The sequence below is a fragment of the Streptomyces sp. NPDC025638 genome, assembly GCF_055558775.1.
Genome location: NZ_JBVHLX010000002.1, coordinates 246348 through 271488 on the forward strand (window position 1 = coordinate 246348; position 25141 = coordinate 271488).

The following is a 25141-nucleotide window of genomic DNA, read 5'->3' on the forward strand; positions in this document are numbered from 1 at the left end:
CACATCGGCGGGGATGCGACCGTCATCGGGAAGCGCGTGGAAGCGCGTGGACCGGGCCGCCCGGTCAAAGGCGGCCGTCCGTCCTCGTCCGGGGCGTCCCAGGATCTTGGCGTGATCTCGACGCCGCGGTGCGTCACCAACCGCTGTGGCGGCTACGCGTCCTTCACCGACAGTGCGTCGACGAGCGCCGGCGTCACCTGCGCCACCTGCCACGGCCGCGCACCGTACCCGGACAGCGCACCGCTCACGGAGTCGATGTCGACAGACTTCGGCGGCTCCCAGCAGAGCCGCCGCACGGTGTCCGGGGCGATGAGATTCTCCTGGGGCATGGTGAGCCGCTCGGCCAGCGCCGACACCGCGGCGCGCGCGGCGGAGAGCCGAGCCGCGGCGGCCGGGTCCTTGTCGGCCCAGGCCCGGGGCGGCGGCGGCCCGGCGACGGGCTGCCCCGGCTGCGGCAGCTGCGCCTCCGTCAGGGCCTTGGCCCGGTCCACCGCGGCCTGCCACTGCTCCAGCTGGCGCCGGCCCATCCGGTGCCCGAACCCGTTCAGCCCGGCGAGCGCGTGCACATTGACCGGGAGGGACAGCGCCGCCTCGACGATCGCGGCGTCACCGAGCACCTTCCCGGGCGAGACGTCCCGCCGCTGGGCGATGCGGTCCCGCGTCTCCCACAGCTCCCGCACCACGGCCAGCTGCCGCCGGCGCCGCACCTTGTGCATCCCGGACGTGCGACGCCAGGGATCCTTGCGCGGCTCCGCGGGCGGGGCGTCGGCGATCGCGTCGAACTCCTGGCGGGCCCACTCCAGCTTGCCCTGCCGGTCCAGCTCCTTCTCCAGGGAGTTGCGCAGGTCGACGAGCAGCTCGACGTCCAGGGCCGCGTACCGCAGCCACGGATCGGGCAGCGGCCGGGTCGACCAGTCGACAGCGGAGTGCCCCTTCTCGAGTACGTATCCGAGCACGCCCTCGACCATCGCGCCCAGACCGACCCGGGGGAACCCGGCGAGCCGGCCGGCCAGCTCGGTGTCGAACAGGCGGCTGGGCACCATGCCTATCTCGCGCAGACAGGGCAGGTCCTGGGTGGCGGCGTGCAGCACCCACTCCACACCGGACAGGACCTCGCCGAGCCCCGACAGGTCGGGGCAGGCGACGGGATCGATCAGCGCGGTACCGGCGCCCTCGCGGCGCAGCTGCACCAGATAGGCGCGCTGGCCGTAGCGGTAGCCGGAGGCACGCTCGGCGTCCACGGCCACGGGGCCGGAGCCGGCGGCGAAGGCGGCGATCACCTCGGCCAGCGAGGCCTCGTCGGCGATCACCGGCGGAATGCCCTCGCGCGGTTCGAGCAAAGGGATCGGCGCCCCCGCCGCTGACGATCCGCCGTCGTCCGGAGGGGTCCCTCCGGTGGTGCGCAGTGGCATGTCGGCTGCGGTGTCTTGGGCGTCGGTCACCTGTCAAGGGTATCTGTGTGTGGACAGCGCCCGTCGACGGAACGTTCCGTCGACGGGCGTCAGGGGGTCGTAAACCAGTCAGGTCGGTGAAACATCTCGTTCACGTGAGTGAACGAACACGGTAGGTGGGTGTGGGGCCTCCGGCGGGTTCGGCGTACGGTTTCGGCCGGTTCAGTGGATGATCCCGGTGCGCAGGGCCACCGCGACCATTCCGGCCCGGTCACCGGTGCCGAGCTTGCGGGCGATGCGGGCGAGGTGGCTCTTGACGGTCAGTGCGGACAGGCCCATCGAGACGCCGATCGCCTTGTTCGACTGGCCCTCCGCGACCAGCCGCAGCACCTCGACCTCGCGGCCGGACAGCTCGCGGTAGCCACCCGGGTGGCTCGGGGAACCCGGGGGGCGGCGGTGCATACGGGCGGCGGTCGCGCCGATGGGGGAGGTGCCCGGTCTGGTGGGGAGCCCGATGTTGGTCCGGGTCCCGGTGACGACATAGCCCTTGACCCCGCCGGCCAGGGCGTTGCGTACGGCGCCGATGTCGTCGGCGGCGGACAGTGCCAGCCCGTTCGGCCAGCCTGCGGCACGGGTCTCGGAGAGGAGGGTCAGGCCGGAACCGTCGGGAAGGTGGACGTCGGCGACGCAGATGTCGCGGGGGTTGCCGATGCGGGGACGAGCCTCCGCGATGGACGAGGCCTCGATGACATCGCGCACACCGAGCGCCCACAGATGACGGGTGACGGTGGAGCGGACGCGCGGGTCGGCCACGACCACCATGGCGGTCGGCTTGTTCGGGCGGTAGGCGACCAGGCTTGCGGGCTGCTCAAGAAGAACGGACACCAGGCCTCCTGGAGTGCGGGACGGGGCCGGCTCTGGGGATGAAGCCGGGACGAACCGTGCTTTCAAGGTCACAGCTGTCTTCGGCATCAAACCCGTCCGCCTTTAGAGAATGATCACGATCTAGTGAGTAACAATCCGTGCAATTCGGACACGCGATCGATCACCCGAAGATCGAGTCGGCTCAAGTCGTGGCGATTACGGGACTGAAAGTGGCCGTATCGACAAAGAGATGGTCAACGAGATGATGATCAACCGAAAGTCGGCGGTCAACGGGACTGCGGCCCCCTGCGGCGCTGCGGCAGGGTCACCACCGAGGCGTCGCCCGGGGCGGCCGGCGGCAGACCCGCGACCTGGGCCAGCAGATCGCACCAGGAGGCCAGATGCGCCGCGCTGTCCGGGACTCCGCCCAGGCCCTCACGGGGCGTCCAGGAGGCACGGATCTCGATCTGCGAGGCGGCCGGGCGCTCGGCCAGCCCGCCGAAGTAGTGCGAGCTCGCGCGCGTGACCGTGCCGCTCGGCTCGCCGTACGACAGCCCGCGCGCCTGGAGCGCCCCGGTCAGCCACGACCAGCACACCTCGGGCAGCAGCGGGTCCGCCGCCATCTCCGGCTCCAGCTCGGCGCGCACCAGCGTCACCAACCGGAAGGTGCCGTGCCAGGCCTCGTGCCCGTCCGGCTCGTGCAGCAGCACCAGACGGCCGTCGGCGAGTTCCTGGTCGCCGTCGACCACCGCGGCCTCCAGGGCGTACGCGAACGGGGCGAGCCGCTGCGGCGCCGGCGTCGGCTCCACCTCGACCTGCGGCCGCAGCCGCGCGCTCCTGATCGCCTCGACCGCGGCCCGGAAGGCCGACGGAGCCGCCTTGTCCTTGTGCCGCTCCGCCTCCCCCGTCTCCTTCGCGTCGTCCATTTCGCCAGCGCCGTCCGACAGTCGTCCCTGAGCCGCAGCCATGCGGGGAAGATTAAGGGGAACGGGGCCTCCGCGCAGGGAGAGACACCCTCAAGGCCGCGGCCACGTCGGCTTCCGGGCCGTGCGAGACTTGCCGTCGTGAGTGCCAACGCAAGCCCCACGGGCCAGCAGCCGACAGCGACGTACGACAGTGCCTTCCTCAAGGCGTGCAGGCGCGAACCCGTGCCGCACACCCCCGTGTGGTTCATGCGGCAGGCCGGGCGCTCGCTGCCGGAGTACCGCAAGGTGCGCGAGGGCATTCCGATGCTGGAGTCCTGCATGCGGCCCGAGCTGGTCACCGAGATCACGCTCCAGCCGGTGCGCCGGCACAACGTGGACGCGGCGATCTACTTCAGCGACATCGTCGTACCGCTCAAGGCCATCGGCATCGACCTCGACATCAAGCCCGGCGTCGGCCCGGTCGTCGAGCGCCCGATCCGCACCCGCGCCGATCTGGCCCAGCTGCGCGACCTCGGCCCCGAGGACGTCTCCTACGTCACCGAGGCCATCGGGATGCTCACCCGCGAGCTGGGCGCCACCCCGCTGATCGGCTTCGCCGGCGCTCCTTTCACCCTCGCGAGCTACCTCGTCGAGGGCGGTCCGTCCCGCACGTACGAGAACGCCAAGGCGATGATGTACGGCGACCCCGAGCTGTGGGCCGACCTCCTCGACCGCCTCGCCGAGATCACGGCCGCCTTCCTGAAGGTCCAGATCGAGGCGGGCGCGAGCGCGGTCCAGCTGTTCGACTCCTGGGCCGGAGCGCTGTCCCCGGCGGACTACCGCCGCTCGGTGCTGCCCGCCTCCGCCAAGGTCTTCCAGGCCGTCGCCGGGTACGGCGTCCCGCGTATCCACTTCGGTGTCGGCACCGGTGAGCTGCTGAAGCTCATGGGCGAGGCCGGCGCGGACGTCGTCGGCGTCGACTGGCGCGTCCCGCTGGACGAGGCCGCCCGTCGCGTCGGCCCCGGCAAGGCGCTCCAGGGCAACCTCGACCCGACGGTGCTGTTCGCCACCAAGGAAGCCGTCGAGGCCAAGGCGCGCGAGGTGCTCGAGACGGCCGCCGGCCTGGAGGGGCACGTCTTCAACCTCGGCCACGGTGTGATGCCCTCCACCGACCCGGACGCCCTGACCCGGCTCGTGGACTACGTCCACACGCAGACCGCCCGCTGACTCACCAGGTGTGCCGGGGCCGGGCCCGCCTGCCGAACAGCAGGCTGCGCGGCTCCGGTGGCGGCGGGGTGCCGGGCTTGAGCGGCCAGGCGAGCAGCATCCCCGCCACGAAGCCGACCACATGCGCCGCGTAGGCCACCGTCCCGGCGCCGGAGACACCGTGGCCGGACGAGTACACCGCCTGGAGCACGAACCAGAAGCCCAGCACCAGCCAGGCGGGCAGCCGCAGCGGCAGGAAGATCAGGAACGGGACCAGGACCCACACCCGCGCCCTGGGATACAGCACCAGATAGGCGCCCAGGACCCCGGCGATCGCCCCTGACGCGCCGATCAGCGGGTCGCCCGAGGAGGCGTTGAGCAGCGCGAAGCCGTAGCCGGCCGCGTAGCCGCAGACGACGTAGAAGAGGAAGTAGCGGATGTGGCCCATCCGGTCCTCGACGTTGTTGCCGAAGATCAGCAGAAAGAGCATGTTGCCCAGCAGGTGCAGCCAGCTGCCGTGCAGGAACATCGCCGTGAACACCGACAGCTGCGGCGACTTGGCGTAGCGCGGCGGCGCCACCACGCACCCGGCGCCGTGCGGTCCCAGCCTCACCTCGCCCGTCGGGACCAGCCGGGGCAGCTGATGGTGGATCAGTTCTCGGGGCACGGCCGCGTAGTGGTCCATGAACGCCTGGAGATGGCACAGCTGGGCCAGGTCGCTGCCGCCGGCCACGGAACCGGCTATGCCGGGCGTGGACACGAAGACGAGGACGTTCGCGGCGATGAGCGCATACGTCACCCAAGGGGTGCGGCGTACCGGGTTCACGTCATGCACGGGGATGACCACACAGAAGTAGTGCCCCCGACGCGGCCCGCGAATCGATGAACGGGCCCGCCCGTGCACGCGTATCACTGGTCAACCGACGTGAGGATCAGGCGATGAACGAGCGAGTTGCTCCTGCGATGCAGGCTCTGCCCGACGGGGAGGCGGAGCTCTCCCTTGTCGTGAAGCTTCCCTGGGAGGATGTCGCCAGACTCGGCCAGGAGGCCGGGCGGCTGGCCACGCAGATGCAGCGGCCGGTGACGCTGGACGAGGCCGTCAGCAACCGTCTGCGGTCCACCCGCCCGTCCGCCGCGCACGCCAGGCCGGCGGGCGAACAGCCCGCACCGGCAACCTCGACGAGCGCGGGCGTGACCGCACTCCCGCGGATCAGCGGGTCGGCCTAGGCACGGTCGCGCACCTTCGCCGCCGCCTTTCTCGCCGCCACCAGGACCGGGTCCCACACCGGCGAGAACGGCGGGGCGTAGCCCAGGTCCAGGGCCGTCATCCCTTCCACCGTCATGCCCGCCGTGAGGGCCACCGCGGCGATGTCGACCCGCTTGGCCGCGCCCTCCCGGCCGACGATCTGCACGCCGAGCAGCCGTCCCGTGCGGCATTCGGCGAGCATCTTCACCGTCATGGGGGAGGCGCCGGGGTAGTAGCCCGCGCGGCTGGTCGACTCGATGGTGACCGTCTCGAAGCGCAGACCGACCCGGTGCGCGTCCTTCTCGCGCAGGCCGGTGCGGGCGATCTCCAGGTCGCAGACCTTGCTCACCGCCGTGCCGACCACGCCCGGGAAGGTGGCGTAACCACCGCCCACATTGGTGCCGATGACCTGGCCGTGCTTGTTGGCGTGGGTGCCCAGCGCGATGTGCCGCTCCTGGCCGGAGACCAGGTCGAGGACCTCCACGCAGTCGCCGCCGGCCCAGATGTTCTCGTGGCCGCGGACCCGCATCGCGAGGTCGGTGAGCAGACCGCGCCGCCCGCCGAGCGGAAGTCCCGCCGCCTCGGCGAGGGCGGTCTCCGGGCGCACGCCGATGCCGAGCACCACCACGTCCGCCGGGTACTCCGCGTCCAGCGTGGCCACCGCGCGCACCCGGCCGTCCGGTCCGGTGGGCATCCCGACGACCTCGGCGTCATTGACCATGGTGATGCCCAAGCCCTCCATCGCCTTGTGCACCAGGCGGCCCATGTCCGGGTCGAGCGTGGCCATGGGCTCCTTGCCGCGGTTGACCACCGTCACCTCGTAGCCCCGGTTGATGAGGGCCTCGGCCATCTCGACGCCGATGTAGCCCGCGCCGACGACGACCGCTCGGCGGCCGCGCGTGCGTGCCAGTGTGTCGAGGAGGGCCTGGCCGTCGTCGAGGGTCTGTACGCCGTGCACTCCGGGGGCGTCCACGCCCGGCAGGTCGGGGCGGACCGGGCGCGCGCCCGTCGCGATCACGAGCTTGTCGTACGACGTCCAGGACTCGGCGCCGGAATCCACGTCACGCGCGCGTACCCGCTGCCCGGCCACGTCGATCTCGGTGACCTCGGTGCGCAGCCGCAGATCGATCCCGCGCGCGCGGTGCTCCTCGGGCGTGCGCGCGATCAGCCGGTCCCGGTCGGGGACGTCCCCGCCCACCCAGTACGGGATCCCGCACGCCGAGTACGAGGTGAAGTGGCCGCGCTCGAACGCCACGATCTCCAGCTCGCCGGGCCCGCGCAGCCGGCGCGCCCGCGACGCCGCGGACATCCCCGCGGCGTCGCCGCCGATCACGACCAGCCGTTCCGTCCCGCCCCGCCCACCGCTCATGCTCATGTGAACACGCTACGGGGACGGGCCATTTCGGGCTCGGTCAGCCCTCCTCACTCTCCTCACCGGGTTCCCGGCCGCTCGCCGGCAGCGGACCCGGCCCGGCCGCGGGAGCCGCACGCAGCGGCAGCCGGCGCCGTACGATCCGCAGCCACACCAGCACCAGCAGCGCCACCAGCGCGGCGAACGGCAGCACCGCGCCGAGGGCCAGGGCGATCCAGCGCAGCATCGTGACGAAGACGTGCCAGCCGCCGGACACCGCGTCCACGAAGCCGGGGGAGTCGTCCTTTGCGGCCTTCTTCACCGGCGTCTCGGACAGCGACAGGGTGATGGTGGCCAGGCTCGTGCGGTCCTTCAGGGACGCCTGCCGGGCGAGCAGCGCCTCCAGGCCGGCCTCCCGGTTGCTCAACTCCCCTTCCAGGGTGACCACGTCGCTGAGCTTGGTCGCCCTGTCCATCAGCTCCCGGACCCGGGCCACGCTGGCCCGCTGCGACCGGATGCGGCTGTCGACGTCCACCACCTGGTCGGTGACGTCCTGCGCCTTGGACGTGCGGTCGATCAGCTTGCCCGTGCCCTGGAGGTCGGCGAGGACCTCGTCGTACTTCTCGACGGGGACGCGCAGGATCACGCGGGTGCGCTCGTGGCCCCGGGCATCGCGGGTGGTGCTCTCGTTGCCGATGTAGCCGCCCGCGTTCTCGGTGGTGGTACGGGCCTCGTCCAGCGCCTTGGGCACGTCCTTGACCTGCACGGTGAGGGAGGCGGTGCGGATGATGCGGTTCGCGGTGAGGTCGGGTGCCTTCGCCGCGGAGCCCTTCGCGGCGTCGCCGGAGTAGCTGTCGGCGGCACCCCGCTGGGGCGCGCTTCCCGCGGCGGCCTTGGCGTCGCTCGTGCTTCCACCGGAGGAGTCCGAGCCGCCGCAGCCCGCGAGCGCGAGCGTGGCGGCGAGCAGGATCCCGGTCAGGGCCCGGGCCGGTCGTACGGAACGTCGTGTGCGCATGTGGCAGTACCCCCGAGGGTCGTGACGATGACGCTCCTTGGACGCCGGGCCGGGCCGGGACGTTTGGCGGGGCGAGTCCCGATGCGGTCACGGTCGGGACTCGGCAGGGCCACATGGCCCTGGCGGGAGTGTCGGCCGGGTCTGAGAGGGTGGGGGCATGAGCGGATCACCTACGGGCACGGGTCATGTCGTCGTCATCGGGGCCGGTATCGCGGGGCTGGCCGCCGCGCACCGGCTGCTGGAGCGCGGGGCGCGCGTGACCGTGCTGGAGGCGGGCCGCAGACTCGGCGGCAAACTGCGGTCCGGGGAGATCGAGGGCGTGCGGGTCGACCTCGGTGCCGAGTCGATGCTGGCCCGCCGCCCCGAAGCGGTCGGGCTCGCACGCGAGGTGGGCCTCGGCGACCGGCTCCGGCCGCCCGCCACCGCGGCCGCCTCGATCTGGACCCGCGGCGCCCTGCGCCCCATGCCCAAGGGGCATGTGATGGGCGTGCCCGGCACCGCCTCCGCCCTGTCCGGTGTGCTGTCCGACGAGGGCCTCGCCCGTATCGAGTGCGACGCCGACCTCCCCCGCACGGAGGTCGGGGAGGACGTGGCGGTCGGGGAGTACGTGGCGGCGCGGCTCGGCCGCGAGGTCGTCGACCGCCTCGTCGAACCCCTGCTCGGCGGGGTGTACGCCGGTGACGCCTACCGCATCTCGATGCGCTCGGCGGTCCCGCAGCTCTTCCAGGCCGCCCAGACCCACGACTCCCTGACGGAGGCCGTCCGCGAGATCCAGGCGAAGGCGGCGGCCGGCGGGCAGACCGGGCCCGTGTTCATGGGCATCGAGGGCGGTGTCGGCGCGCTGCCCCTCGCCGTCGCCGAGTCCGTCACCGCGCGCGGGGGCGAGATCCTCACCTCGCGGCCGGCGACGGAGCTGCGCCGGGACGCCGCCGGCGGCTGGCGCGTGACGGCCGGCGACCGCGTCCTGCACGCCGACGCCGTGGTCGTCGCCGTCCCCGCGCCCGCGGCCGCGGACCTGCTGGCCGCGGAGTCCCCCGGGGCCGCGGCCGAACTGCGGGCCGTCGAGTACGCCTCCATGGCCCTGATCACCCTCGCCTACCGGCGCAGCGAGATCGCGCTGCCCGACGGCAGCGGCTTCCTCGTCCCGCCCGTGGACGGCCGCACCGTCAAGGCGTCGACGTTCGCCTCCCGGAAGTGGGGCTGGATCGCCGAGGAGGACCCCGACATCGTCGTCCTGCGCACCTCGGTCGGGCGGTACGGCGAGACGGAGATCCTGGAGCACGAGGACACCCACCTGGTCGACGTGTCCCGGCACGACCTGAGGGCGGCCATCGGCCTCGACGCCACACCCGTGCGGACGGTCGTGACCCGCTGGACCGACGGCCTGCCGCAGTACCCCGTCGGCCACCACGCGCGCGTGGCCCGTATCCGTGAGCACGTCGCCAAGCTGCCGGGGCTGGCCGTGTGCGGAGCGCAGTACGACGGCGTGGGCATCCCGGCCTGCATCGCGAGCGCGTACGCCGCCGTGGACCGGCTGGGCGGCGATTGGAGCGGTGTGCAGGAGCTCACCGCCAACCCGGTGCAGAGCCTTCATGGCGGAGCGGGAGAATAAGGGACATGAGTGACGACGCACCCACCACCGAGACCGGCAGGATCCCGAACAAGGGCAAGCTGGCCAAGGACCTCAACGAGGTCATCCGCTACACCCTGTGGTCCGTCTTCAAGCTGAAGGACGTGCTGCCCGAGGACCGCGCGGGTTACGCGGACGAGGTCCAGGAGCTGTTCGACCAGCTCGCCGCGAAGGACGTGACCATCCGTGGCACGTATGACCTGTCCGGTCTGCGCGCCGACGCCGACGTCATGATCTGGTGGCACGCCGAGACCAGTGACCAGCTGCAGGAGGCGTACAACCTCTTCCGCCGCACGAAGCTGGGCCGCGCGCTGGAGCCGGTCTGGTCGAACATGGCGCTGCACCGTCCGGCGGAGTTCAACCGCTCGCACATCCCGGCGTTCCTCGCCGACGAGACGCCGCGCAACTATGTCAGCGTGTACCCCTTCGTGCGCTCGTACGACTGGTACCTGCTGGCCGACGAGGACCGCCGCCGCATGCTCGCCGACCACGGCAAGATGGCCCGCGGCTTCCCGGACGTCCGCGCCAACACGGTCGCCTCGTTCTCGCTCGGCGACTACGAGTGGATCCTGGCCTTCGAGGCCGACGACCTGCACCGCATCGTCGACCTCATGCGCCACCTCCGCGGCTCGGAGGCCCGCATGCACGTCCGCGAGGAAATCCCGTTCTACACGGGCCGCCGCAAGGAGATCGCCGAGCTGATCGCGGGTCTTGCCTGATCGGCCGCGGAGTTTTGTGGGTGGGTCCGCGAGGAGCTCGGTGAGCTGATCGCGGGCTTGCCTGATGGGGCGCGGTTTTTCGTGGGCCCGACGCCGGCCGGGGGCCCGGCCGGTGCGGTGCGGGCCGCCGCAAGGTGATCGGTGGGCTGATCGAACGGGCTGCCTGGTCGGCCGCGGTGTTTTGTGGGTCGGCCCGAGAGGGAGCTCGGTGAGCTGATCGCGGGCTTGCCTGATGGGGCGCGCGGGTTTTCTGGGTCGGCCGGGGGTCGGGGGTGTCTGCCGGCGGGTGCCGTGCGGGCCGCCGCAAGGTGATGGGCGAGTTGATCGCCGGGCTTGCGCGATCGGCCGTGCCCTCATCCGGGTCGGCCGGGGGCCGGGGGTTGTCCCCCGGCGGGTGCCGTGCGGGCCGTCGCGAGGTGATGGGCGAGCTGATCGCGGGCTTGTCCGGTCGGGGCTGTGGGGGTCGTCGGTCCCGTCCGGGCCCGGGAGGGCTCAGTGCTGGTCGGCCTTTCCCTTCAGGGCGTCCCGTTGTGACTGGTGCTGGGAGGGGGCGGCCGATGTTCGGGGCCTTGGTTCCGGGTGGGCGGCGCAGGACGCGTGGCGGTTCGGGAGGCGGCCCTGTAGGAGGTACGCGTCCAGGTGGGCGTTGACGCACTGGTTCGGGCCGCCCGCGACGCCATGTGTGCCGGCGTCCCGCTCGGTCACCAGGACCGAGCCGGCCAGCCGCCGGTTCATCTCCAGCGCCCCGTCATAGGGCGCGGCAGCGTCCCGCTCGGCGGCCAGGATCAGCGTCGGCGGCAGCTCGTCCGGCCCGGTCCGCACGTCGAGCGGCACCTGCCGGGGTGCCTTCCAGTAGGCGCACGGCAGATTCGCCCACGCGTTGTCCCAGGTCTCGAACGGCGCCACGCGCGCGAGCCGGGTGTTGTCGCGGTCCCAGACCGCCCAGTCCGTCGGCCAGGGCGCGTCGTTGCACTCGACGGCCGCGTACACCGCGCTCGCGTTCTCGGCCTCGGCGGCCGTCCCCGTCCCGCCGGCCGATGAGGCGATCTTCACCAGTGGCCCGGTGTCGCCCTTCAGATACGCCGACAGCGCCTCGGCGCGGCTCGGCCAGACGTCGTCGTAGTACCCGGCCATCAGGAACGCGCCCTGCAACTGCCCCGGCCCGACCTTGCCGCCCGCCGGTTCCGCGGCCAGCGCCGCCCGCACCCGGTCGTAGCTGCGCTGCACCTTCTCGGCCGTGGCACCGAGCCCGTACACGTCGTCGTGCCGGGCGACCCACTCACGGAAGTCGGTCCAGCGGTTCTCGAACGCGGCCGACTGCTCCAGGTTGCTGCGGTACCAGATCTGCGCCGGGTCCGGGTTCACGGCCGCGTCCAGCACCATCCGTCGTACGTGCGAGGGGAACAGCGTCGCGTACACGGCCCCGAAGTAGGTGCCGTACGACGCGCCCATGAAGGTCAGCTTCTCCTCGTCCAGCGCGGCACGCAGGACGTCCAGGTCACGTGCGTTGTTGAGCGAGTTGTAGTACTGCAGTCCGCTTCCGGCGCGCTTGGCGCAGTCGTGCGCGTACGCCTTCGCCTCCGCGATCCGCTCCTTCTTGTACGACTCCGAGGGGTGCGTCGGCGCCTGCGAGGGCCCCTTGAAGAACCGCTCCGGGGCCTGGCAGGACAGCGGCGCCGACCGGCCCACCCCGCGCGGGGCGTACCCGACGAGGTCGTACGCGGCCGCGATCCGCTGCCACTCGGGCAGTGCGCCGACGAGGGGAAAGGCCATGCCGGAGGCGCCCGGACCGCCCGGGTTGTAGACGAGCGAGCCCTGCCGGGGCACCTTCCGCTTGCTGTTGCGCGGGTCCTTGTGCGTGGCCGCGGTCCGGCTCACGGTCAGTTCGATCTGCTTGCCGTCGGGATGCGCGTAGTCCAGCGGGACGCGCACCGTGCCGCACTGCAGGCTGTCCGGAAGGCCCTCCGCGGCGGGGCACTTCCCGAACGCGATGCCTTCCGCACGGGCACGCGCGGCGGCGACCGCCGTGCCACGCGTCTCGGTCGCCGCGCCCGGGACACCCGAAGCACCGGGCGCGCCGCCGGCCGGCGCGGCGGCGAGGGTGGTCAGCAGCAACGACCCGGCGGCCGAGTAGAGGGCGGCAGCTCGCATGGCGTATCCCTTCGGTGCGCCGCAGCACTGGCACTGCGTCAACAAAAGGGATACTTCGTTCGGACGTTGGCGAAGGCAAGCACCACCCCGCCGGTGTCGGCGTCAATACTCCCTGTGCGCCCCCGCGGACGCGGTCACTCCCGCCAGGGCTGGTCGCGATGGGCGAACGCCGCGCGCAGCTCCGGTTCGCCGATCGCGCGGATTCCGCGCACGGCGACGGAGGTCAGATAGGTGCGGTCGTCAACGGCCCCGGTCGCACGCCGGGCCAGCGCGCCGAGCAGCCGCTGCCCGGCCGGGGAGGCCCAGCGCGAGTACGGATGCACCTCGACCCGGGCGATGGCGAGGCAGCTCAGGGTCAGGGCGAAGGGAAGCGCGAACCAGGCGGCGACCAGGTCGCGCGGCATGTCGGTCTGAGTCGGCGTCAGCAGCGCGGTCGCGCCCAGGACGACGACGGCCAGCGCGGCCACCCGCACCTGACGGACCCCGGACGCCACGGTCGTACGCGCCCCGTCGGGCACCGCGAGCCCCGCCCGGACCAGCCCGTCGGCGATGCTGCGCACGGCGTCGGCCCCGGCCGCGGCGGAGCGCACCGGCTCGATACGGGACTGGCCCTCCGGCCCTATGGCCCCTATGACGGACCGCTCCATCTCGTCCCGGCCCCGCGGGTCGACGACGGTCGCCCAGCCGGTGTGCGCGAGCAGCAGCCGCCGCTGCCGAGCCATGGAGACCATGGTGAGATCGGCGACCCGTGCGGGTCCGCCCGACAGGAACGCCGCCTCGTACAGCGTCAGATCGTGCCCCCGGTCCGCGGTCGCACCCTCCGCGTCGACGGCCGCCGCACGTACGGCGGCCAGGCACAGCCGCGTACACGCCGTGCCCGCGACGGCCCAGGCCAGCAGCAGGAGAAGGACCCAGAACATGACGTTTTTCTATGCCAGGGGCCTGGGAAACACCATGCCCTTTTCACCATCCGGACGGAGTGTTGTCGGTACGTGACGTTCCGCTTCCCGGGTGGATCAGGAGCCGCCGCCCGGCGGCGGGCTGGAGGCGGCCGGCGGAAGCGAGTACGTGGGCGAGGGCGGGGAGGCGACCGGAGTCGCCGAACCGGGCTGGACCACCGGTGGCGACGGCACGGGCGAGGCGGCGGCCGCCAAGTCCCGGGCCAGCGCGGCGAAGTCCACGTACCCGGTCGCCTCCAGCACCTTGATGTGATCCAGCACGGTGGTGTTGGCGTCGTCGGCGAGATGGCGGACCAGTGAGTTCTGGGTACTGGCCCGGACCTGGGCGACGACCGAGAACACCCTGCCGTGGGCCAGTCGCAGGATGTTGGCGAACTCGCGGTCGAAGTCCTGCCCCTGCGCCGCGCTCAGGGTGGCGAGCCACTGCCGCTGCTGCTCGTTGGCCTCGTTGGGCAGCGGCAGGCCGAGCCGGGTGGCGACGGTGCGGACATGCGCGTCCAGGGACGTGTGCCCCGCGACGAGATGCTGCCCGGCCGCCCGTACGGCCTCGGTGGTGCCCTTCGTCTCGGCCAGCTGACCGGCCGGCAGCTCCCACAGCCCGGCCAGCCGGACCTTGGTCACGAAGTCCCGGTCCGCCTGGGACAGCGGGCCGTACCGGGTCGTCACGGTCTGGGCGCTCAGCACGTCGGCGCCGGTGCCGGCGGTCCCCGTCCGGTCCGCGTACGACCAGACGGGAAACAGCAGCGCCCCCAGCGTCGCGGCCAGGCCCGTGATGATGAGCCCGGTCCCGCTGAAGATGCCTCTGCCCTTGATCGGGGGTCGCCGTCGCATGGTGCCTCCTGCTTGCGGCACCGCACGCCAGTGCGCTCGGGTGGGTGCGAGTCGGCATATTACTGCGGAGTCAGGGCCAACCACCGTGCGGGCGCAGGGACATAGGGTGTGCGAACCCATCAAATGGGATGCCGGTGTTACGGCTGTCACCCTCTCCGCAGCAGCACCCTCCGCGCCGCCCGGGCCGCCCGCACCACCGGCCGTCGCGACCGGGGCACCGGCCCCGACCGCTCCAGCCACCACTCCCGCAGCTCCCGCCGCATCCCCGCGTCCTCGATCCGCCCCGCGAACAGCAACTGCCCCGCGAAGTCCAGCGCGTCCTGCCGGTAACCACCGGTCATCGGGTGCCCGTGGGCGTAGTCGAGGAAGGCCGGCCGGTACTCCGCCCCCAGCATCAACGGCAGCTCGGGCGCGATCTTCGCCACCACGTCCGCCCGCTTCGCGGCGAGCGCCCGCGCCTGCACCCCCATCCGCACCCGGTCGAACCCCTCGGGCACGGGCGTCCCGGCGACCAGCGACGACAGCACCGCGGTCTGCGCGAGCGCGAGCCGCTCCCGGGTGTCGTCGTCGGCGGCGACCACAGGCGGGGTCACGGTCCCGGCCCGCGACGCCGCCCCGGAACCGGAGCGCATCGCCCGTCCCTCCTCCACCGCCACCCGAATCGACTCCAACTCCCGCTCCAGCTCACCGGGTTCGGGGAAGTTCTCGTCCCGCTCCAGCAGCACGCCGGGCGGCGCGACCCGCGAGGCAAGGTCGGTCAGGATGTCGAGCACCGGTCGCGGTACGGGGTGGGCGTGGCTGTCGTGCCAGACGCCGTCCCGCTCGAAGCCGCCCGCGACATGCACATACGCGATGGCCTCCAGCGGCAGCTCGGCGAGCGCCTTGGCCGGGTCCTCGCCCCGGTTCACCTGGTTGGTGTGCAGGTTCGCCACATCGATGAGCAGCCGCACCCCGGTCCGCTCGGCCAGCTCGTACAGGAACTGCCCCTCGGTCAGCTCCTCGCCGGGCCAGGAGATCAGCGCGGCTATGTTCTCCACGGCGAGCGGCACGGGCAGCGCCTCCTGGGCGATGCGCACGTTCTCGCACAGCACGTCGAGGGCGTCCCGGGTGCGGGGCACGGGCAGCAGATGGCCCGCCTCCAGACGCGGGGAGGCGGTCAGCGGACCGCCCGCGCGCACGAACGCGATGTGCTCGGTGACCAGCGGCGCGCCCAGCGCCGCCACCCGCTCGGCGAGTGCCGTCAGCCGCCCCTCGTCGGGCCGGTCCGCGCCGCCGAGGCCGAGCGAGACACCGTGCGGCACCACGGTCACCCCGCGCTCACGCAGCCGCAGCAGTGACTCGGGAAGGTGGCCGGGGCACACGTTCTCCGCCACGACCTCCACCCAGTCGATACCGGGCATGCGCTCCACGGCGTCCGCGATCTCCGGCCGCCAGCCGATCCCCGTTCCCAGTCGCCGCATGGCCCTTCCCCCTCCTTCGCGTGACGGGGATATCGCCCCGGCGCCCGGCTCCGAACCACACCGCCCACACCTTCAGAGCAACATTTGAGGTTCGTGGCAGAGCGGGGGGTGAGGTGCGCGGCCGAGCGGGATCCGAGATGCGCGGCCCGGAACCCGGCCCGGACCCGGCCTACCCGGGCACGCCCCGCGAGTCCACCGGATCCCGCCGCAGCGCCGGATGATCGGCGACCACCGTGCAGGAGCCCGGCGCGATCTCCGTGAAGCCCGCGTCCCGTACCAACGGCAGCCCGCTGTCCGTCAGCCGGCGCCACTCGGCCGGGTCCGCGGTGCGTACCGAGAGCGGGAAGCCCGCGGCACGCCAGGCCGCGCGCTCCTCGTCGGACAGCTCCCACCAGGCGAGTTGGGCGCCGTGCCCGGCCTGGGCCATCGCCTTTCCGGCCGACATGCCGAGTTCGGGATTCATCCAGAGCACGGGCTGAGCACGGTCGGGTCCGGCAGGCGGCTCCGGGTCGTCGAGATCGGTGCCCGACACCTGGAGCTTGGCCAGGTCCTTGGGCCAGCCGTCCAGCGGGACGGGCGGGAAGACCCGTACCTGCGCCGACCTGCCGGTCGCCGTGATCCCGGGCAGCGCCTCCGCCCGCCGCCACTCCGCGCCACGGGCCCGCCGTACGACCTTGCGGATCCGGGCGTCCTGCCAGTCCCGCACGGCCTCGGCCCACTCGCCGTCCCCCAGCGCCCGCTCGTCGGCGAGCAGCATGAGCACGGAACGCGCGGCGGTCTCCAGCGCATCTGTACGGGCGGGCGGCGCACCGCGTTCGATGCGCACGACCAGCGGCAGCACGAACTGCGGCGCCTCGTCACGCGCACTGCGCTCGGACCGGAAGGGACTGTCACCGGGGGATGTCGAAACGTGGCTCACAACAGCCAACCCTAAAGCCGGGCCAAAATAGCCCCATGCGACGTGATCTTCGGCTGGCCCGCGTAGGCCGCCGCTACGGCATACGCGGCCCCTGGGTGTTACGGGGCATCGACCTCACCGTCACGCCCGGCTCACTCATCCGCGTGGAAGGAGCCAACGGCAGCGGCAAGTCCACCCTGCTCCGCATCCTCGCCGGGCTGGACGCGCCGACGGAGGGCCGTATCACCGGCCGCCCCCGCACGGCGTACGTCCCGGAGCGGTTCCCCTCGGCGCTCCCGTTCACCGCCGCCGGTTATCTCACCCACCTCGGCACGGTCCACGGCCTGTCCCGCCGGACGGCGGCCGGCGCCGCCGTCGCATGGCTGGACCGCTTCGGCGCCGCCGCCCATGCCGAAACGCCGATGGCCCAGCTGTCCAAGGGCAGCAGCCAGAAGGTCGCGGTGGCCCAGGCCCTGCTCGCGGAGCCCGAGTTCCTGGTGCTGGACGAGGCCTGGACCGGTCTGGACGCCGCGGCCAGGGCGGAACTGGAGCGGGCGGTCGCCGAGCGCACGGCCGCCGGATGTGCCGTCGTGTTCGTCGACCACGACCCGCGCCGCCTGGCCGGGGCGCCCGACGCGACGTACACCGTCGTCGACGGCGCCCTCAACCTCCGTACCGGGAAGGAGAGTTCACCGGCCGGCCGGTACGCCGTCGTCATCGCGCAGGGCCCCTCGGGCGGACAACTGCCCCCCGACGCGGCACGGACGGTCACCTCGGCCGAGGCGACCGCGCCCCGCACCCACCGGCTCACCGTCCCCGAGTCCCACTCCGACGTCCTGCTCCGCGCCCTGCTGACGGCCCGCCCGCCCTGGCACGTGGTGAGCGTGAGCCCCGGAACACCCCCCGAGACGCCGCCCGATCCCGAAAGCCGCCCATGACCGCACTCCTGCGTTACCAGGCCGCACTCCTCGTACGGTCCCAGCGCTGGCTGCCGCCCGTCGTCCTGTACGCGGCCTTCCTCGCCGTCGGAGTACAGAGCGGCCAGCCGGTGCTCGACTCGCTCGGCTACACGGCCGCGGCGCTGCTGCCGGTCGCCGCCTGGCTGGTGCGGATCTGCGTCACCAACGAGCCGCCCGCGGCCCGCGCCTGCGTCGCCGCAGCTGCCGGACCGGCCAGGGCCCACCTCGCTTGTCTCCTGGCGGCTCTCCTCGCGTCGGCGGCGCTCGGCACCGTGGCGACCCTGGCCGTCACGCTGATCAGCGACCCGGCGGCCAATGGCCATCGCGCCCACGTCCCCCGCTTCGAGGCGGGCGCGGCCGGGCTCCTGGCCGGCCTCTCCTGCGCGCTGCTGGGCACGGCCGTCGGCGCGCTCACCAACTGGCCGCTGCTGCGCTCGCCCGGCCGGGCGGTGCCCGCGATGCTGCTGGCCGCGCTGCTGTCGGTGGTCGTCGCGGGCTCACCGGCGCAGGCGGCGGTGAACGGGCTGGTCACCGGCTCACAGTCGGGCCGGGTCCCGGTGCCGCTGCTGCCACTGGCCGCGGCGGCGCTGCTGACCGCCGCGGCCTTCGCCGTGGCCTGCGCGCTCACCCGCCGCCGGTCACCCTGAGCAGGCGCTGCGCTGCGCCTCCTGCCACTCGCACACCGGGCACAGTGTGATGCCCCTGTACGACGCGGGGTACTCCGTGGGCTTCCGGCACAGCACGCACTCCGCGTACGGCGGCCCGTCCGCGGGCTGCGACTCGGTGGTGTCGATGATCGTGCAGTAGTCCTCGTCGCTCATCTCTTCAGGGTAGGCCGGTCACCGGTGGCCACCGGTCTGGCCGATCAGCTCGGACACCTTCACGAACCGGAAGCCCCGCTTACGCAGTTCCGGTACGACCGTGCGCACCACCTGCTCCGTCGTCGGGGCCGCGCTGCGGGTGCAGTGCATCACGACGACCGAGCCGGGCTTCACCCCGTCCAGCACCTGCCGTGTGACGGCGTCGGCGTCGGTCGCGAACGCGTCCCCGCTCACCACGTCCCACTGCACCGCGGTGACGCCGAGGCCGCTCAGCGCGCGCAGCGCCTTCTGGTCGTAGCAGCCGCCGGGGAAGCGGAAGTACGGCATCGGCTGCGCCACCCCGGCCTTGTGGATCGCGGTGTACGCCCGCTCCACGTCCGTCCGCATCCTGTCGGCGCCGACGGTCGGCAGGCCGTAGCAGTCGCCGGTGAAGGCGTAGTGGCTGTAGGAGTGGTTGGCGACCTCGAACAGCGGGTCGTTGCCGAGGGAGCGGGCCTCGGCCGGGTACTGGTCGGCCCACCGGCCGGTCATGAAGACGGTGGCCGGGACCTTCAGATTGCGCAGCGTGGCGATGAGCGCCGGATTGTCGAAGTGCTCGCCGGAGGCCGCTCGCGGGCCCTGGTCGGCGGTCATGTCGGCGTCGAAGGTGAGGGCGACGGTCCTGCCCTGTGTGCGCGGGCCGTTCGTGAAGACCGGGGTGAGGCCGCCGGGGCCCGGGAGGAGGGTGGGGGGTCGTGAAGGGGAAGCGGAGGCGGAGGGCGATGTGGGGGCCTGGTGGGCGGCGTGCGGGGTGCTCGCGGTGCCGCAGGCGGCGAGGGCGGCGCCAAAGGCGCAGAGGGCGGTGACACGGCGTACAAGAGTGAACACCGTATGAAGGTATGATCGTAAATATGCTCATTCGACCGACGCGCCCTGTCGGTCGTACCGGAGTCACCCGCCCGGCCGCTCCGCCCGGTCAGCGGCCGTATCGGCCCGTCAGGGTGCCGGTGGCCAGGGTGTGGTCGGTCAGGGCGCGTCGGACGTCGTCGGGCGTTGCGTCGGGGGCGAGGTCCAGGTGCCGGTCGGCGGCATAGACCGTGACGACGTAGTGGTGCGGGCTGTCGCCCCTGGGCGGGCAGGGGCCGCCGTAGCCCGCCTTGCGCAAGCCGTTGCGCCCTTGCGTCGCGCCCTGGGGCGCCTGCCCGGCGGCCAGCTCCGTGGTCCGCGGGCCGATGTTCCACACCAGCCAGTGCGTGAACGTGCCGTGCGGGGCGTCGGGGTCCTCCATCATGAGGACCAGTCCGGTCGTGTCCGCGGGTACGCCGGAGAAGGCGAGCGGCGGCGACACGTCCTCGCCGTCGCAGGTGTGGCGGCGCGGGATCGTGCCGCCCTCGGCGAACGCGGAACTCGTCACCGTGATGCGGTGCGAGGCGGTGGGTGTGGGGGTCGGGCTGGGGGCGGACGAGCCGCCGCTGTCGCTCCCACAGCCCGGGAGCAGGCCCATGGTGGCCACCAACGCGATCAGGAAGCTCCGGCGCATGCCCGGAACGTTAGCTCCGGGGGGCCGCGGAGTCACCGATGCCGGTGGGTTGCTGCGTGCCGTCGACGGCGGTGGACCGCTGCGCGTCGCCGGTGCCGTCCGGCGGTTGCGGTTCGCTCTGTTGCGGTTCGCTTTGCCGCAGGTCGCCGGCGGCGTCCGCCGGGTGAGAGCCGGTGGTTCCGTCCGGCTGGTGCGACTCGGCGAGCGCGGCCGGCTGCTGGCCCCTTTCCAGGAAGCGCAGTAGCTCCACCGGGATGGGCAGCACCAGCGTGGAGTTCTTCTCGGCCGCCACGGCCATCACCGTCTGCAGCAGGCGCAGCTGTAGTGCGGACGGCGTGTCGGCCATCTGCTGCGCTGCCTCGGCCAGCTTCCTGGAGGCCTGGAGTTCGGCGTCGGCGTTGATGATCCTCGCCCGGCGCTCACGGTCGGCCTCGGCCTGCCGGGCCATGGAGCGCTTCATCGCGTCCGGCAGCGACACGTCCTTGATCTCGACCCGGTCGATCTGTACGCCCCAGCCGATGGCGGGGCTGTCGATCATCAGCTCCAGGCCCTGGTTGAGCTTCTCGCGGTTGGAGAGCAGATCGTCGAGGTCGCTCTTGCCGATGATCGAGCGCAGAGAGGTCTGTGCCATCTGGGAGACGGCGAAGCGGTAGTCCTCGACGTTGATGGTCGCGGCCGCCGCGTCCACGACCTTGAAGTACACGACCGCGTCGACCCGCACCGTCACGTTGTCCCGCGTGATGCCCTCCTGGGCGGGCACGGGCATCGTCACGATCTGCATGTTGACCTTGTAGAGCCGGTCCGCGACCGGGATGATCAGCGCGAGTCCCGGCGAACGGATCTCGCGCCGCAGGCGGCCGAGCCTCAGGACCACCCCGCGCTCGTACTGCTTGACGACCCGCACCCCCGCGGACACGTACACCAGTCCGACGGCACCGGCCGCGATGATCGCCCCCAGCAGTTCCTGGAACATGACGACCTCCTCCATAAGAGGCCCTTTGTGTCCACTCCTGCAACGATATGCCCGGTATCTGGTCTGCGGCCACGCCTCATGCCGCGGGACTTGCCCCGGCGGTCCGGGTGGGCTACTCGGCCGTCACGAGTGCCTTCGCGTCCCGGGCGAGTGCGGTGAGGCGGGATATCGCGCGGAAGTACTTCTTGCGGTAGCCGCCCTTCAGCATCTCCTCGCTGAACAGTTTGTCGAAGGGCAGCCCCGAGGCCAGCACGGGGACCTCACGGTCGTAGAGCCGGTCCGCGAGGACCACGAGGCGCAGCGCCGTCGACTGGTCCGGCACCGGCCGCACACCGACGAGGCACACCGCCTTCAGATCGTCGGTCAGCGCGCCGTACCGGCTGGGGTGCACCTTGGCCAGGTGGTCCAGCAGATGCGGGAAGTCGTCGAGCGAGGCGCCCGCGGTGGCGTACGCCGCCTTCGTCACCTGCTCGTCCGAGTACGGCGCCGGTGCCTCGGGCAGGCCGCGGTGGCGGTAGTCCTCGCCGTCGATGCGCAGGGCGCGGAAGTGGGCGGACAGGCCCTGGATCTCGCGCAGGAAGTCGGCCGCCGCGAACCGGCCCTCACCGAGCTTGCCCGGCAGGGTGTTGGAGGTGGCGGCGAGTGCGACACCGGCGTCGACGAGCCTGCCGAGCAGGGTGGACACCAGCACGGTGTCGCCCGGGTCGTCGAGCTCGAACTCGTCGATGCACAGCAGCCGGTGACCGGACAGGGTCTGGACGGTCTGCTGGAAGCCGAGGGCGCCGACGAGGTTGGTCAGCTCGACGAAGGTGCCGAACGCCTTGAGCGCGGGCTCGGCCGGGGTGGCGTGCCAGAGGGAGGCGAGGAGGTGGGTCTTGCCGACGCCGTACCCGCCGTCCAGATAGACACCGCGGGGTCCGGCCGGCGCCTTGGGCGTCTTGGCCTTGCCGAACCCGAAGAAACCCCGTCGGCCGGTGCCGATGGCGTGCGCCCCGCCGAGACCGGCCGCGAAGCCGTCGAGGACCTGTACGGCCTCGGTCTGGCTCGGCTGGTCCGGGTCCGGGAGGTACGTGGCGAAGCGGACCGAGTCGAAGCGCGGCGGCGGCACCATCTCGGCGACCAGCCGGTCCGCGGGGACGTGCGGCTCGCGGGCGCACAGGGACAACGGGGTCGCGTCGGCTATCGGGCTGAGGGCGGACGCGGCGGTGGATGACGACACGGTTACCCATGCTAAGCGCCGTGTCACACTGCACGACATGCGACGCCTGTTCCCTGTGACCGACGAAACAGCAGCCCAGCCCCTCGGCGGGGGCACCGAGAAGGAGGGTGCGGAGGCGGCCGAGGAGGGCGGTGGGGGCCGAGGGGCCGGCGCGACCGGCGAGGCCCTCGGTGACCGGGAGTGGAGTCTTGCCGAGCTGGCGGCCGCATACGCCTACCCCGAGCCGGCGGCCGGGGAGCCCGGGACCTGGCTGCGGGCCAACATGGTGTCCACGCTCGACGGGGCCGCCCAGCACGAGGGCCGCTCGCAGCCCATCTCCAGCGCGGCCGACATGCGGATCTTCGGCACGCTGCGGGCGCTCGCGGACGTCGTCCTCGTGGGCGCGGAAACGGTACGGCAGGAGGCCTACCGCCCCGCACGCGCCCGTGTGGAGTTCGCGGACGCCAGGAAGGCGGCGGGACAGGCCCCGGCCCCGGCGATCGCGGTCGTCACCGCGAGCCTGGACCTGGACTACTCGCTCCCGCTGTTCACCTCCCCCCAGGTGCCCACCCTGGTCCTGACCGGCGCCGCGGCGGCGCCGGACCGTGTCGCCGCCGCCGAGAAGGCGGGCGCGCGGGTGGTGATCGCGGGCGACGGCGCCGGAGTGGACCCGGCGCGGGCCGTGGCGGCCCTGGCCGGCCTCGGTCACACCCGGCTGCTCACCGAGGGCGGTCCCCGGCTGCTGGGCCAGCTGATCGCCGCCGAAGCGCTCGACGAGCTCTGTCTGACCCTCTCCCCGATGCTCACCGCGGGCGACGCGCAGCGTATCGCCGGGGGGCCGTCGGTCGCGGTGCCGCGGCGCTTCGAACTGGTGTCGCTGCTGGAAGAGGCCGGGTTCCTGTTCGGTCGCTACCGCCGGTCATGAAATCTGCGGAATCTACCGTTCCGCTTGGCTTTCGACGGGCACACTAAATCCGGCAGTACCCGTGCGATCACGGGGCAGGATGGTTTCCGCAGGGCCTGACACGGCCCACGGAGCAGAATGGGGCACTGGTGTTCACAAGCGTATTGATGATCGAGAAGGCCCTGACGTCCGCCGACGTGGAGTTCGTCACCACCTTGCACGGAGACGAGCAGGTCTCCTTCCACGTGCTGCTCCAGCCTCGGGGCGACCAGGCCGACCGCCTCCTGCGGGCCATCGACGACATCGCGCTCGGCGAGCTCGACGAGGCGGCTCGCGAACGTGAGACGCCCGAGGGCGCCGCCGCGAAGGAGCCCGCGGAGCAGGCCCTGGAGGTGTCCCTGAAGGCGCTGCGCGCGACGGGCGGCGAGGCGGAGGGCAGGCTGGTGGAGGACCACCCGCTGGACGCCCTGAAGGCCCTGGTCGACGAGATCGGCGCCGACGAGGTGATCGTCCTGACCGACCCCCACTACGTGGAGGAGTTCTTCCACCGCGACTGGGCGTCCCGGGCCCGCCACAAGGTCGGCGTACCGGTGCTCAAGCTGTTCTCGCACAGCAAGGCGTGACCGGCGACCGTGGCGGACGCGACGTGACCGCCGCCCGTAACGGACCTAATAGGTGTTGGGTGCGCCGGGGCCATATGGTGGTGCGCTGAATGTTCGCTTCGCCGCACCACTCCAGGGAGACGCACATGGCCCCGGGCCTTCCTACCGCCATGGACCGACCGCACTTCATCGGCATCGGCGGCGCCGGAATGTCGGGCATCGCGAAGATCCTCGCGCAGCGTGGGGCCAAGGTGGCGGGCAGTGACGCCAAGGAGTCGGCGACCGCCGAGGCGCTGCGCGCGCTGGGCGCGACGGTCCATATCGGGCACGCGGCCGAGCACCTCGCCGACGACGCCAGCTGTGTGGTCGTCTCGTCGGCGATCCGCAAGGACAACCCGGAGCTGGCCCGCGCCGCGGAGCTGGGCATCCCCGTGGTCCACCGCTCCGACGCCCTGGCCGCCCTGATGGAGGGCCTGCGCCCGATCGCGGTCGCGGGCACCCACGGCAAGACGACCACCACGTCGATGCTCGCGGTCTCCCTGTCCGAGCTGGGCCTGGACCCCTCCTACGCCATCGGCGGCGACCTGGACGCCCCCGGCTCCAACGCCCTGCACGGCGACGGCGAGATCTTCGTCGCCGAGGCGGACGAATCGGACCGCAGCTTCCACAAGTACGCGCCCGAGGTCGCGATCGTCCTCAACGTCGAGCTCGACCACCACGCCAACTACGCCTCGATCGACGAGATCTACGAGTCCTTCGAGACCTTCGCCGGCCGGATCGTGCCCGGCGGCACCCTGGTGATCTCCGCCGACCACGAGGGCGCCAGGAAGCTGACCGAGCGCCTGGCCGGATCGGTACGGACGGTGACGTACGGCGAGGCGGCGGACGCCGACGTACGCGTCCTGTCCGTTGTCCCGCAGGGCCTGAAGAGCGAGGTCACCGTCCTGCTGGACGGGACGGAGCTCACCTTCACGGTCTCCGTCCCCGGACGCCACTACGCCCACAACGCGGTGGCCGCCCTCGCGGCGGGCGTCGCCCTGGGCGTCCCGGCCGCCGAGCTGGCGCCCGCGCTCGCCGCGTACACCGGTGTGAAGCGGCGTCTGCAGCTGAAGGGCGAGGCGGCCGGCGTCCAGGTCATCGACTCCTACGCCCACCACCCCACGGAGATGACCGCCGACCTGGAGGCGATGCGCGGGGCCGCGGGCGACTCCCGCATCCTCGTCGTGTTCCAGCCGCACCTGTTCTCCCGCACCCAGGAGCTGGGCAAGGAGATGGGCGAGTCCCTGGCCCTCGCGGACGAGTCCGTGGTCCTCGACATCTATCCGGCCCGTGAGGACCCGATCCCCGGCGTGACCAGCGACCTGATCATCGACGCGGCGCGCGCGGCGGGTGCAGTCGTCACGGCCCTGCACGACAAGGCGGAGGTCCCCTCGGTGATCGCGGGAATGGCGAAGCCGGGTGATCTCGTTCTCACCATGGGCGCGGGTGACGTGACCGACCTGGGCCCGCGGATCCTGGATCACCTGTCGCAGCAGTGAG

25 protein-coding genes are annotated in these 25141 nt (G+C 72.5%); 9 read left to right on the top strand and 16 right to left on the bottom strand.

The features are described 5' to 3' along the window. Positions 1–152 precede the first annotated feature (152 nt). From ACZ4EG_RS05230 to ACZ4EG_RS05240, 3 genes are all read right to left on the bottom strand, one after another. A complete protein-coding gene (locus ACZ4EG_RS05230) occupies positions 153–1442 on the bottom strand; it encodes an HRDC domain-containing protein (RefSeq protein WP_467789600.1) in 1290 nt (429 codons plus the stop codon). A 171-nt stretch (positions 1443–1613) separates the two neighbouring features. After that, positions 1614–2276: a response regulator transcription factor gene (locus ACZ4EG_RS05235; protein WP_263213751.1), complete on the bottom strand. Its 663-nt coding sequence runs from the start codon at positions 2274–2276 to the stop codon at positions 1614–1616. 266 nt (positions 2277–2542) lie between these two features. Beyond that, positions 2543–3223, bottom strand: coding sequence for a DUF3000 domain-containing protein (locus tag ACZ4EG_RS05240; RefSeq protein ID WP_467789601.1), 681 nt, complete (start codon positions 3221–3223; stop codon positions 2543–2545). A gap of 96 nt (positions 3224–3319) precedes the next feature. Here ACZ4EG_RS05240 and hemE point away from each other — a divergent pair, with 96 nt between their 5' ends. After that, a complete protein-coding gene (gene hemE / locus ACZ4EG_RS05245) occupies positions 3320–4387 on the top strand; it encodes a uroporphyrinogen decarboxylase (protein ID WP_467789602.1) in 1068 nt (355 codons plus the stop codon). A 1-nt stretch (position 4388) separates the two neighbouring features. Here the strand turns inward: hemE and ACZ4EG_RS05250 are convergent, their stop codons facing one another. Then, positions 4389–5213, bottom strand: a complete 825-nt coding sequence (locus tag ACZ4EG_RS05250) for a rhomboid family intramembrane serine protease (protein ID WP_467789603.1) — start codon at positions 5211–5213, stop codon at positions 4389–4391. Between the two features lie 92 nt (positions 5214–5305). On the opposite strand from ACZ4EG_RS05250, the gene ACZ4EG_RS05255 reads away from it, so the two are divergent. Beyond that, on the top strand, positions 5306–5593 hold the full coding sequence (locus tag ACZ4EG_RS05255) for a hypothetical protein (protein WP_453556812.1): 288 nt from the start codon (positions 5306–5308) through the stop codon (positions 5591–5593). Here ACZ4EG_RS05255 and ACZ4EG_RS05260 read toward each other — a convergent pair. Next, positions 5590–6987: an FAD-dependent oxidoreductase gene (locus ACZ4EG_RS05260; RefSeq protein ID WP_467789604.1), complete on the bottom strand. Its 1398-nt coding sequence runs from the start codon at positions 6985–6987 to the stop codon at positions 5590–5592. The genes ACZ4EG_RS05255 and ACZ4EG_RS05260 overlap by 4 nt on opposite strands. A 37-nt stretch (positions 6988–7024) precedes the next feature. After that, positions 7025–7978, bottom strand: a complete 954-nt coding sequence (locus ACZ4EG_RS05265; protein WP_467789605.1) for a DUF4349 domain-containing protein — start codon at positions 7976–7978, stop codon at positions 7025–7027. A 157-nt stretch (positions 7979–8135) separates the two neighbouring features. Here ACZ4EG_RS05265 and hemG point away from each other — a divergent pair, with 157 nt between their 5' ends. Both hemG and hemQ read left to right on the top strand, forming a co-directional pair. Next, a complete protein-coding gene (gene hemG / locus ACZ4EG_RS05270) occupies positions 8136–9590 on the top strand; it encodes a protoporphyrinogen oxidase (RefSeq protein ID WP_467789606.1) in 1455 nt (484 codons plus the stop codon). A gap of 5 nt (positions 9591–9595) precedes the next feature. Continuing rightward, positions 9596–10327, top strand: coding sequence for a hydrogen peroxide-dependent heme synthase (gene hemQ, locus ACZ4EG_RS05275; protein ID WP_390707411.1), 732 nt, complete (start codon positions 9596–9598; stop codon positions 10325–10327). Between the two features lie 492 nt (positions 10328–10819). Here hemQ and ACZ4EG_RS05280 read toward each other — a convergent pair whose 3' ends face one another. The 5 genes from ACZ4EG_RS05280 to ACZ4EG_RS05300 form a co-directional block, all read right to left on the bottom strand. Next, positions 10820–12478 (bottom strand): alpha/beta hydrolase, encoded by a 1659-nt coding sequence (locus tag ACZ4EG_RS05280; protein WP_467789607.1) that lies wholly within the window; start codon positions 12476–12478, stop codon positions 10820–10822. Between the two features lie 134 nt (positions 12479–12612). Then, entirely contained in the window at positions 12613–13398 is a 786-nt protein-coding gene (locus ACZ4EG_RS05285; RefSeq protein ID WP_453556820.1) for a TIGR04222 domain-containing membrane protein, read from the bottom strand. Positions 13399–13494: 96 nt separating this feature from the next. After that, on the bottom strand, positions 13495–14268 hold the full coding sequence (locus tag ACZ4EG_RS05290; RefSeq protein WP_467789608.1) for a DUF4142 domain-containing protein: 774 nt from the start codon (positions 14266–14268) through the stop codon (positions 13495–13497). 146 nt (positions 14269–14414) lie between these two features. Further along, complete coding sequence (locus tag ACZ4EG_RS05295; protein WP_467789609.1) at positions 14415–15728, bottom strand: MbnB/TglH/ChrH family RiPP precursor modification enzyme; 1314 nt, start codon at positions 15726–15728, stop codon at positions 14415–14417. A gap of 169 nt (positions 15729–15897) precedes the next feature. Continuing rightward, positions 15898–16647 carry an aminoacyl-tRNA hydrolase gene (locus tag ACZ4EG_RS05300; protein WP_467789610.1) on the bottom strand — a complete coding sequence of 250 codons (750 nt, stop codon included), beginning with the start codon at positions 16645–16647 and terminating at the stop codon, positions 15898–15900. Between the two features lie 35 nt (positions 16648–16682). On the opposite strand from ACZ4EG_RS05300, the gene ACZ4EG_RS05305 reads away from it, so the two are divergent. Beyond that, entirely contained in the window at positions 16683–17564 is an 882-nt protein-coding gene (locus ACZ4EG_RS05305; RefSeq protein ID WP_467789611.1) for an ABC transporter ATP-binding protein, read from the top strand. Beyond that, a complete protein-coding gene (locus ACZ4EG_RS05310) occupies positions 17561–18232 on the top strand; it encodes an ABC transporter (protein WP_467789612.1) in 672 nt (223 codons plus the stop codon). Before ACZ4EG_RS05305 ends, ACZ4EG_RS05310 begins: the two co-directional genes overlap by 4 nt. Here the strand turns inward: ACZ4EG_RS05310 and ACZ4EG_RS05315 are convergent. The 5 genes from ACZ4EG_RS05315 to zapE form a co-directional block, all read right to left on the bottom strand. Then, positions 18224–18406: a hypothetical protein gene (locus ACZ4EG_RS05315; protein WP_453556832.1), complete on the bottom strand. Its 183-nt coding sequence runs from the start codon at positions 18404–18406 to the stop codon at positions 18224–18226. The genes ACZ4EG_RS05310 and ACZ4EG_RS05315 overlap by 9 nt on opposite strands. 18 nt (positions 18407–18424) lie before the next feature. Further along, complete coding sequence (locus tag ACZ4EG_RS05320) at positions 18425–19273, bottom strand: polysaccharide deacetylase family protein (protein ID WP_467789613.1); 849 nt, start codon at positions 19271–19273, stop codon at positions 18425–18427. 88 nt (positions 19274–19361) lie between these two features. Continuing rightward, complete coding sequence (locus tag ACZ4EG_RS05325) at positions 19362–19925, bottom strand: YbhB/YbcL family Raf kinase inhibitor-like protein (RefSeq protein ID WP_467789614.1); 564 nt, start codon at positions 19923–19925, stop codon at positions 19362–19364. Positions 19926–19935: 10 nt separating this feature from the next. Then, positions 19936–20898: a slipin family protein gene (locus ACZ4EG_RS05330; RefSeq protein WP_467789615.1), complete on the bottom strand. Its 963-nt coding sequence runs from the start codon at positions 20896–20898 to the stop codon at positions 19936–19938. 112 nt (positions 20899–21010) lie between these two features. After that, positions 21011–22117 (bottom strand): cell division protein ZapE, encoded by a 1107-nt coding sequence (gene zapE, locus ACZ4EG_RS05335; protein ID WP_467789616.1) that lies wholly within the window; start codon positions 22115–22117, stop codon positions 21011–21013. Positions 22118–22154: 37 nt separating this feature from the next. On the opposite strand from zapE, the gene ACZ4EG_RS05340 reads away from it, so the two are divergent. From ACZ4EG_RS05340 to murC, 3 genes are all read left to right on the top strand, one after another. Next, entirely contained in the window at positions 22155–23021 is an 867-nt protein-coding gene (locus tag ACZ4EG_RS05340) for a pyrimidine reductase family protein (protein WP_467789617.1), read from the top strand. Positions 23022–23149: 128 nt separating this feature from the next. Further along, positions 23150–23623 carry an indole-3-glycerol phosphate synthase gene (locus tag ACZ4EG_RS05345; RefSeq protein WP_390707397.1) on the top strand — a complete coding sequence of 158 codons (474 nt, stop codon included), beginning with the start codon at positions 23150–23152 and terminating at the stop codon, positions 23621–23623. 125 nt (positions 23624–23748) lie between these two features. After that, the gene (murC, locus tag ACZ4EG_RS05350; protein WP_467789618.1) at positions 23749–25140 is read left to right on the top strand and encodes a UDP-N-acetylmuramate--L-alanine ligase; all 1392 of its coding nucleotides are present in this window, start codon (positions 23749–23751) and stop codon (positions 25138–25140) included. Position 25141 lies beyond the last annotated feature (1 nt).

Excerpts from the sequence above, each read along its gene's own strand:
- ACZ4EG_RS05240 (WP_467789601.1), bottom strand. The coding sequence starts at position 3,223 with ATGGCTGCGGCTCAGGGACGACTGTCGGACGGCGCTGGCGAAATGGAC.
- ACZ4EG_RS05255 (WP_453556812.1), top strand. The coding sequence starts at position 5,306 with ATGAACGAGCGAGTTGCTCCTGCGATGCAGGCTCTGCCCGACGGGGAG.
- ACZ4EG_RS05260 (WP_467789604.1), bottom strand. The coding sequence starts at position 6,987 with ATGAGCATGAGCGGTGGGCGGGGCGGGACGGAACGGCTGGTCGTGATC.
- ACZ4EG_RS05265 (WP_467789605.1), bottom strand. The coding sequence starts at position 7,978 with ATGCGCACACGACGTTCCGTACGACCGGCCCGGGCCCTGACCGGGATC.
- hemG (WP_467789606.1), top strand. The coding sequence starts at position 8,136 with ATGAGCGGATCACCTACGGGCACGGGTCATGTCGTCGTCATCGGGGCC.
- hemQ (WP_390707411.1), top strand. The coding sequence starts at position 9,596 with ATGAGTGACGACGCACCCACCACCGAGACCGGCAGGATCCCGAACAAG.
- ACZ4EG_RS05280 (WP_467789607.1), bottom strand. The coding sequence starts at position 12,478 with ATGCGAGCTGCCGCCCTCTACTCGGCCGCCGGGTCGTTGCTGCTGACC.
- ACZ4EG_RS05285 (WP_453556820.1), bottom strand. The coding sequence starts at position 13,398 with ATGTTCTGGGTCCTTCTCCTGCTGCTGGCCTGGGCCGTCGCGGGCACG.
- ACZ4EG_RS05290 (WP_467789608.1), bottom strand. The coding sequence starts at position 14,268 with ATGCGACGGCGACCCCCGATCAAGGGCAGAGGCATCTTCAGCGGGACC.
- ACZ4EG_RS05295 (WP_467789609.1), bottom strand. The coding sequence starts at position 15,728 with ATGCGGCGACTGGGAACGGGGATCGGCTGGCGGCCGGAGATCGCGGAC.
- ACZ4EG_RS05305 (WP_467789611.1), top strand. The coding sequence starts at position 16,683 with ATGCGACGTGATCTTCGGCTGGCCCGCGTAGGCCGCCGCTACGGCATA.
- ACZ4EG_RS05310 (WP_467789612.1), top strand. The coding sequence starts at position 17,561 with ATGACCGCACTCCTGCGTTACCAGGCCGCACTCCTCGTACGGTCCCAG.
- ACZ4EG_RS05315 (WP_453556832.1), bottom strand. The coding sequence starts at position 18,406 with ATGAGCGACGAGGACTACTGCACGATCATCGACACCACCGAGTCGCAG.
- ACZ4EG_RS05325 (WP_467789614.1), bottom strand. The coding sequence starts at position 19,925 with ATGCGCCGGAGCTTCCTGATCGCGTTGGTGGCCACCATGGGCCTGCTC.
- ACZ4EG_RS05330 (WP_467789615.1), bottom strand. The coding sequence starts at position 20,898 with ATGTTCCAGGAACTGCTGGGGGCGATCATCGCGGCCGGTGCCGTCGGA.
- ACZ4EG_RS05340 (WP_467789617.1), top strand. The coding sequence starts at position 22,155 with ATGCGACGCCTGTTCCCTGTGACCGACGAAACAGCAGCCCAGCCCCTC.
- murC (WP_467789618.1), top strand. The coding sequence starts at position 23,749 with ATGGCCCCGGGCCTTCCTACCGCCATGGACCGACCGCACTTCATCGGC.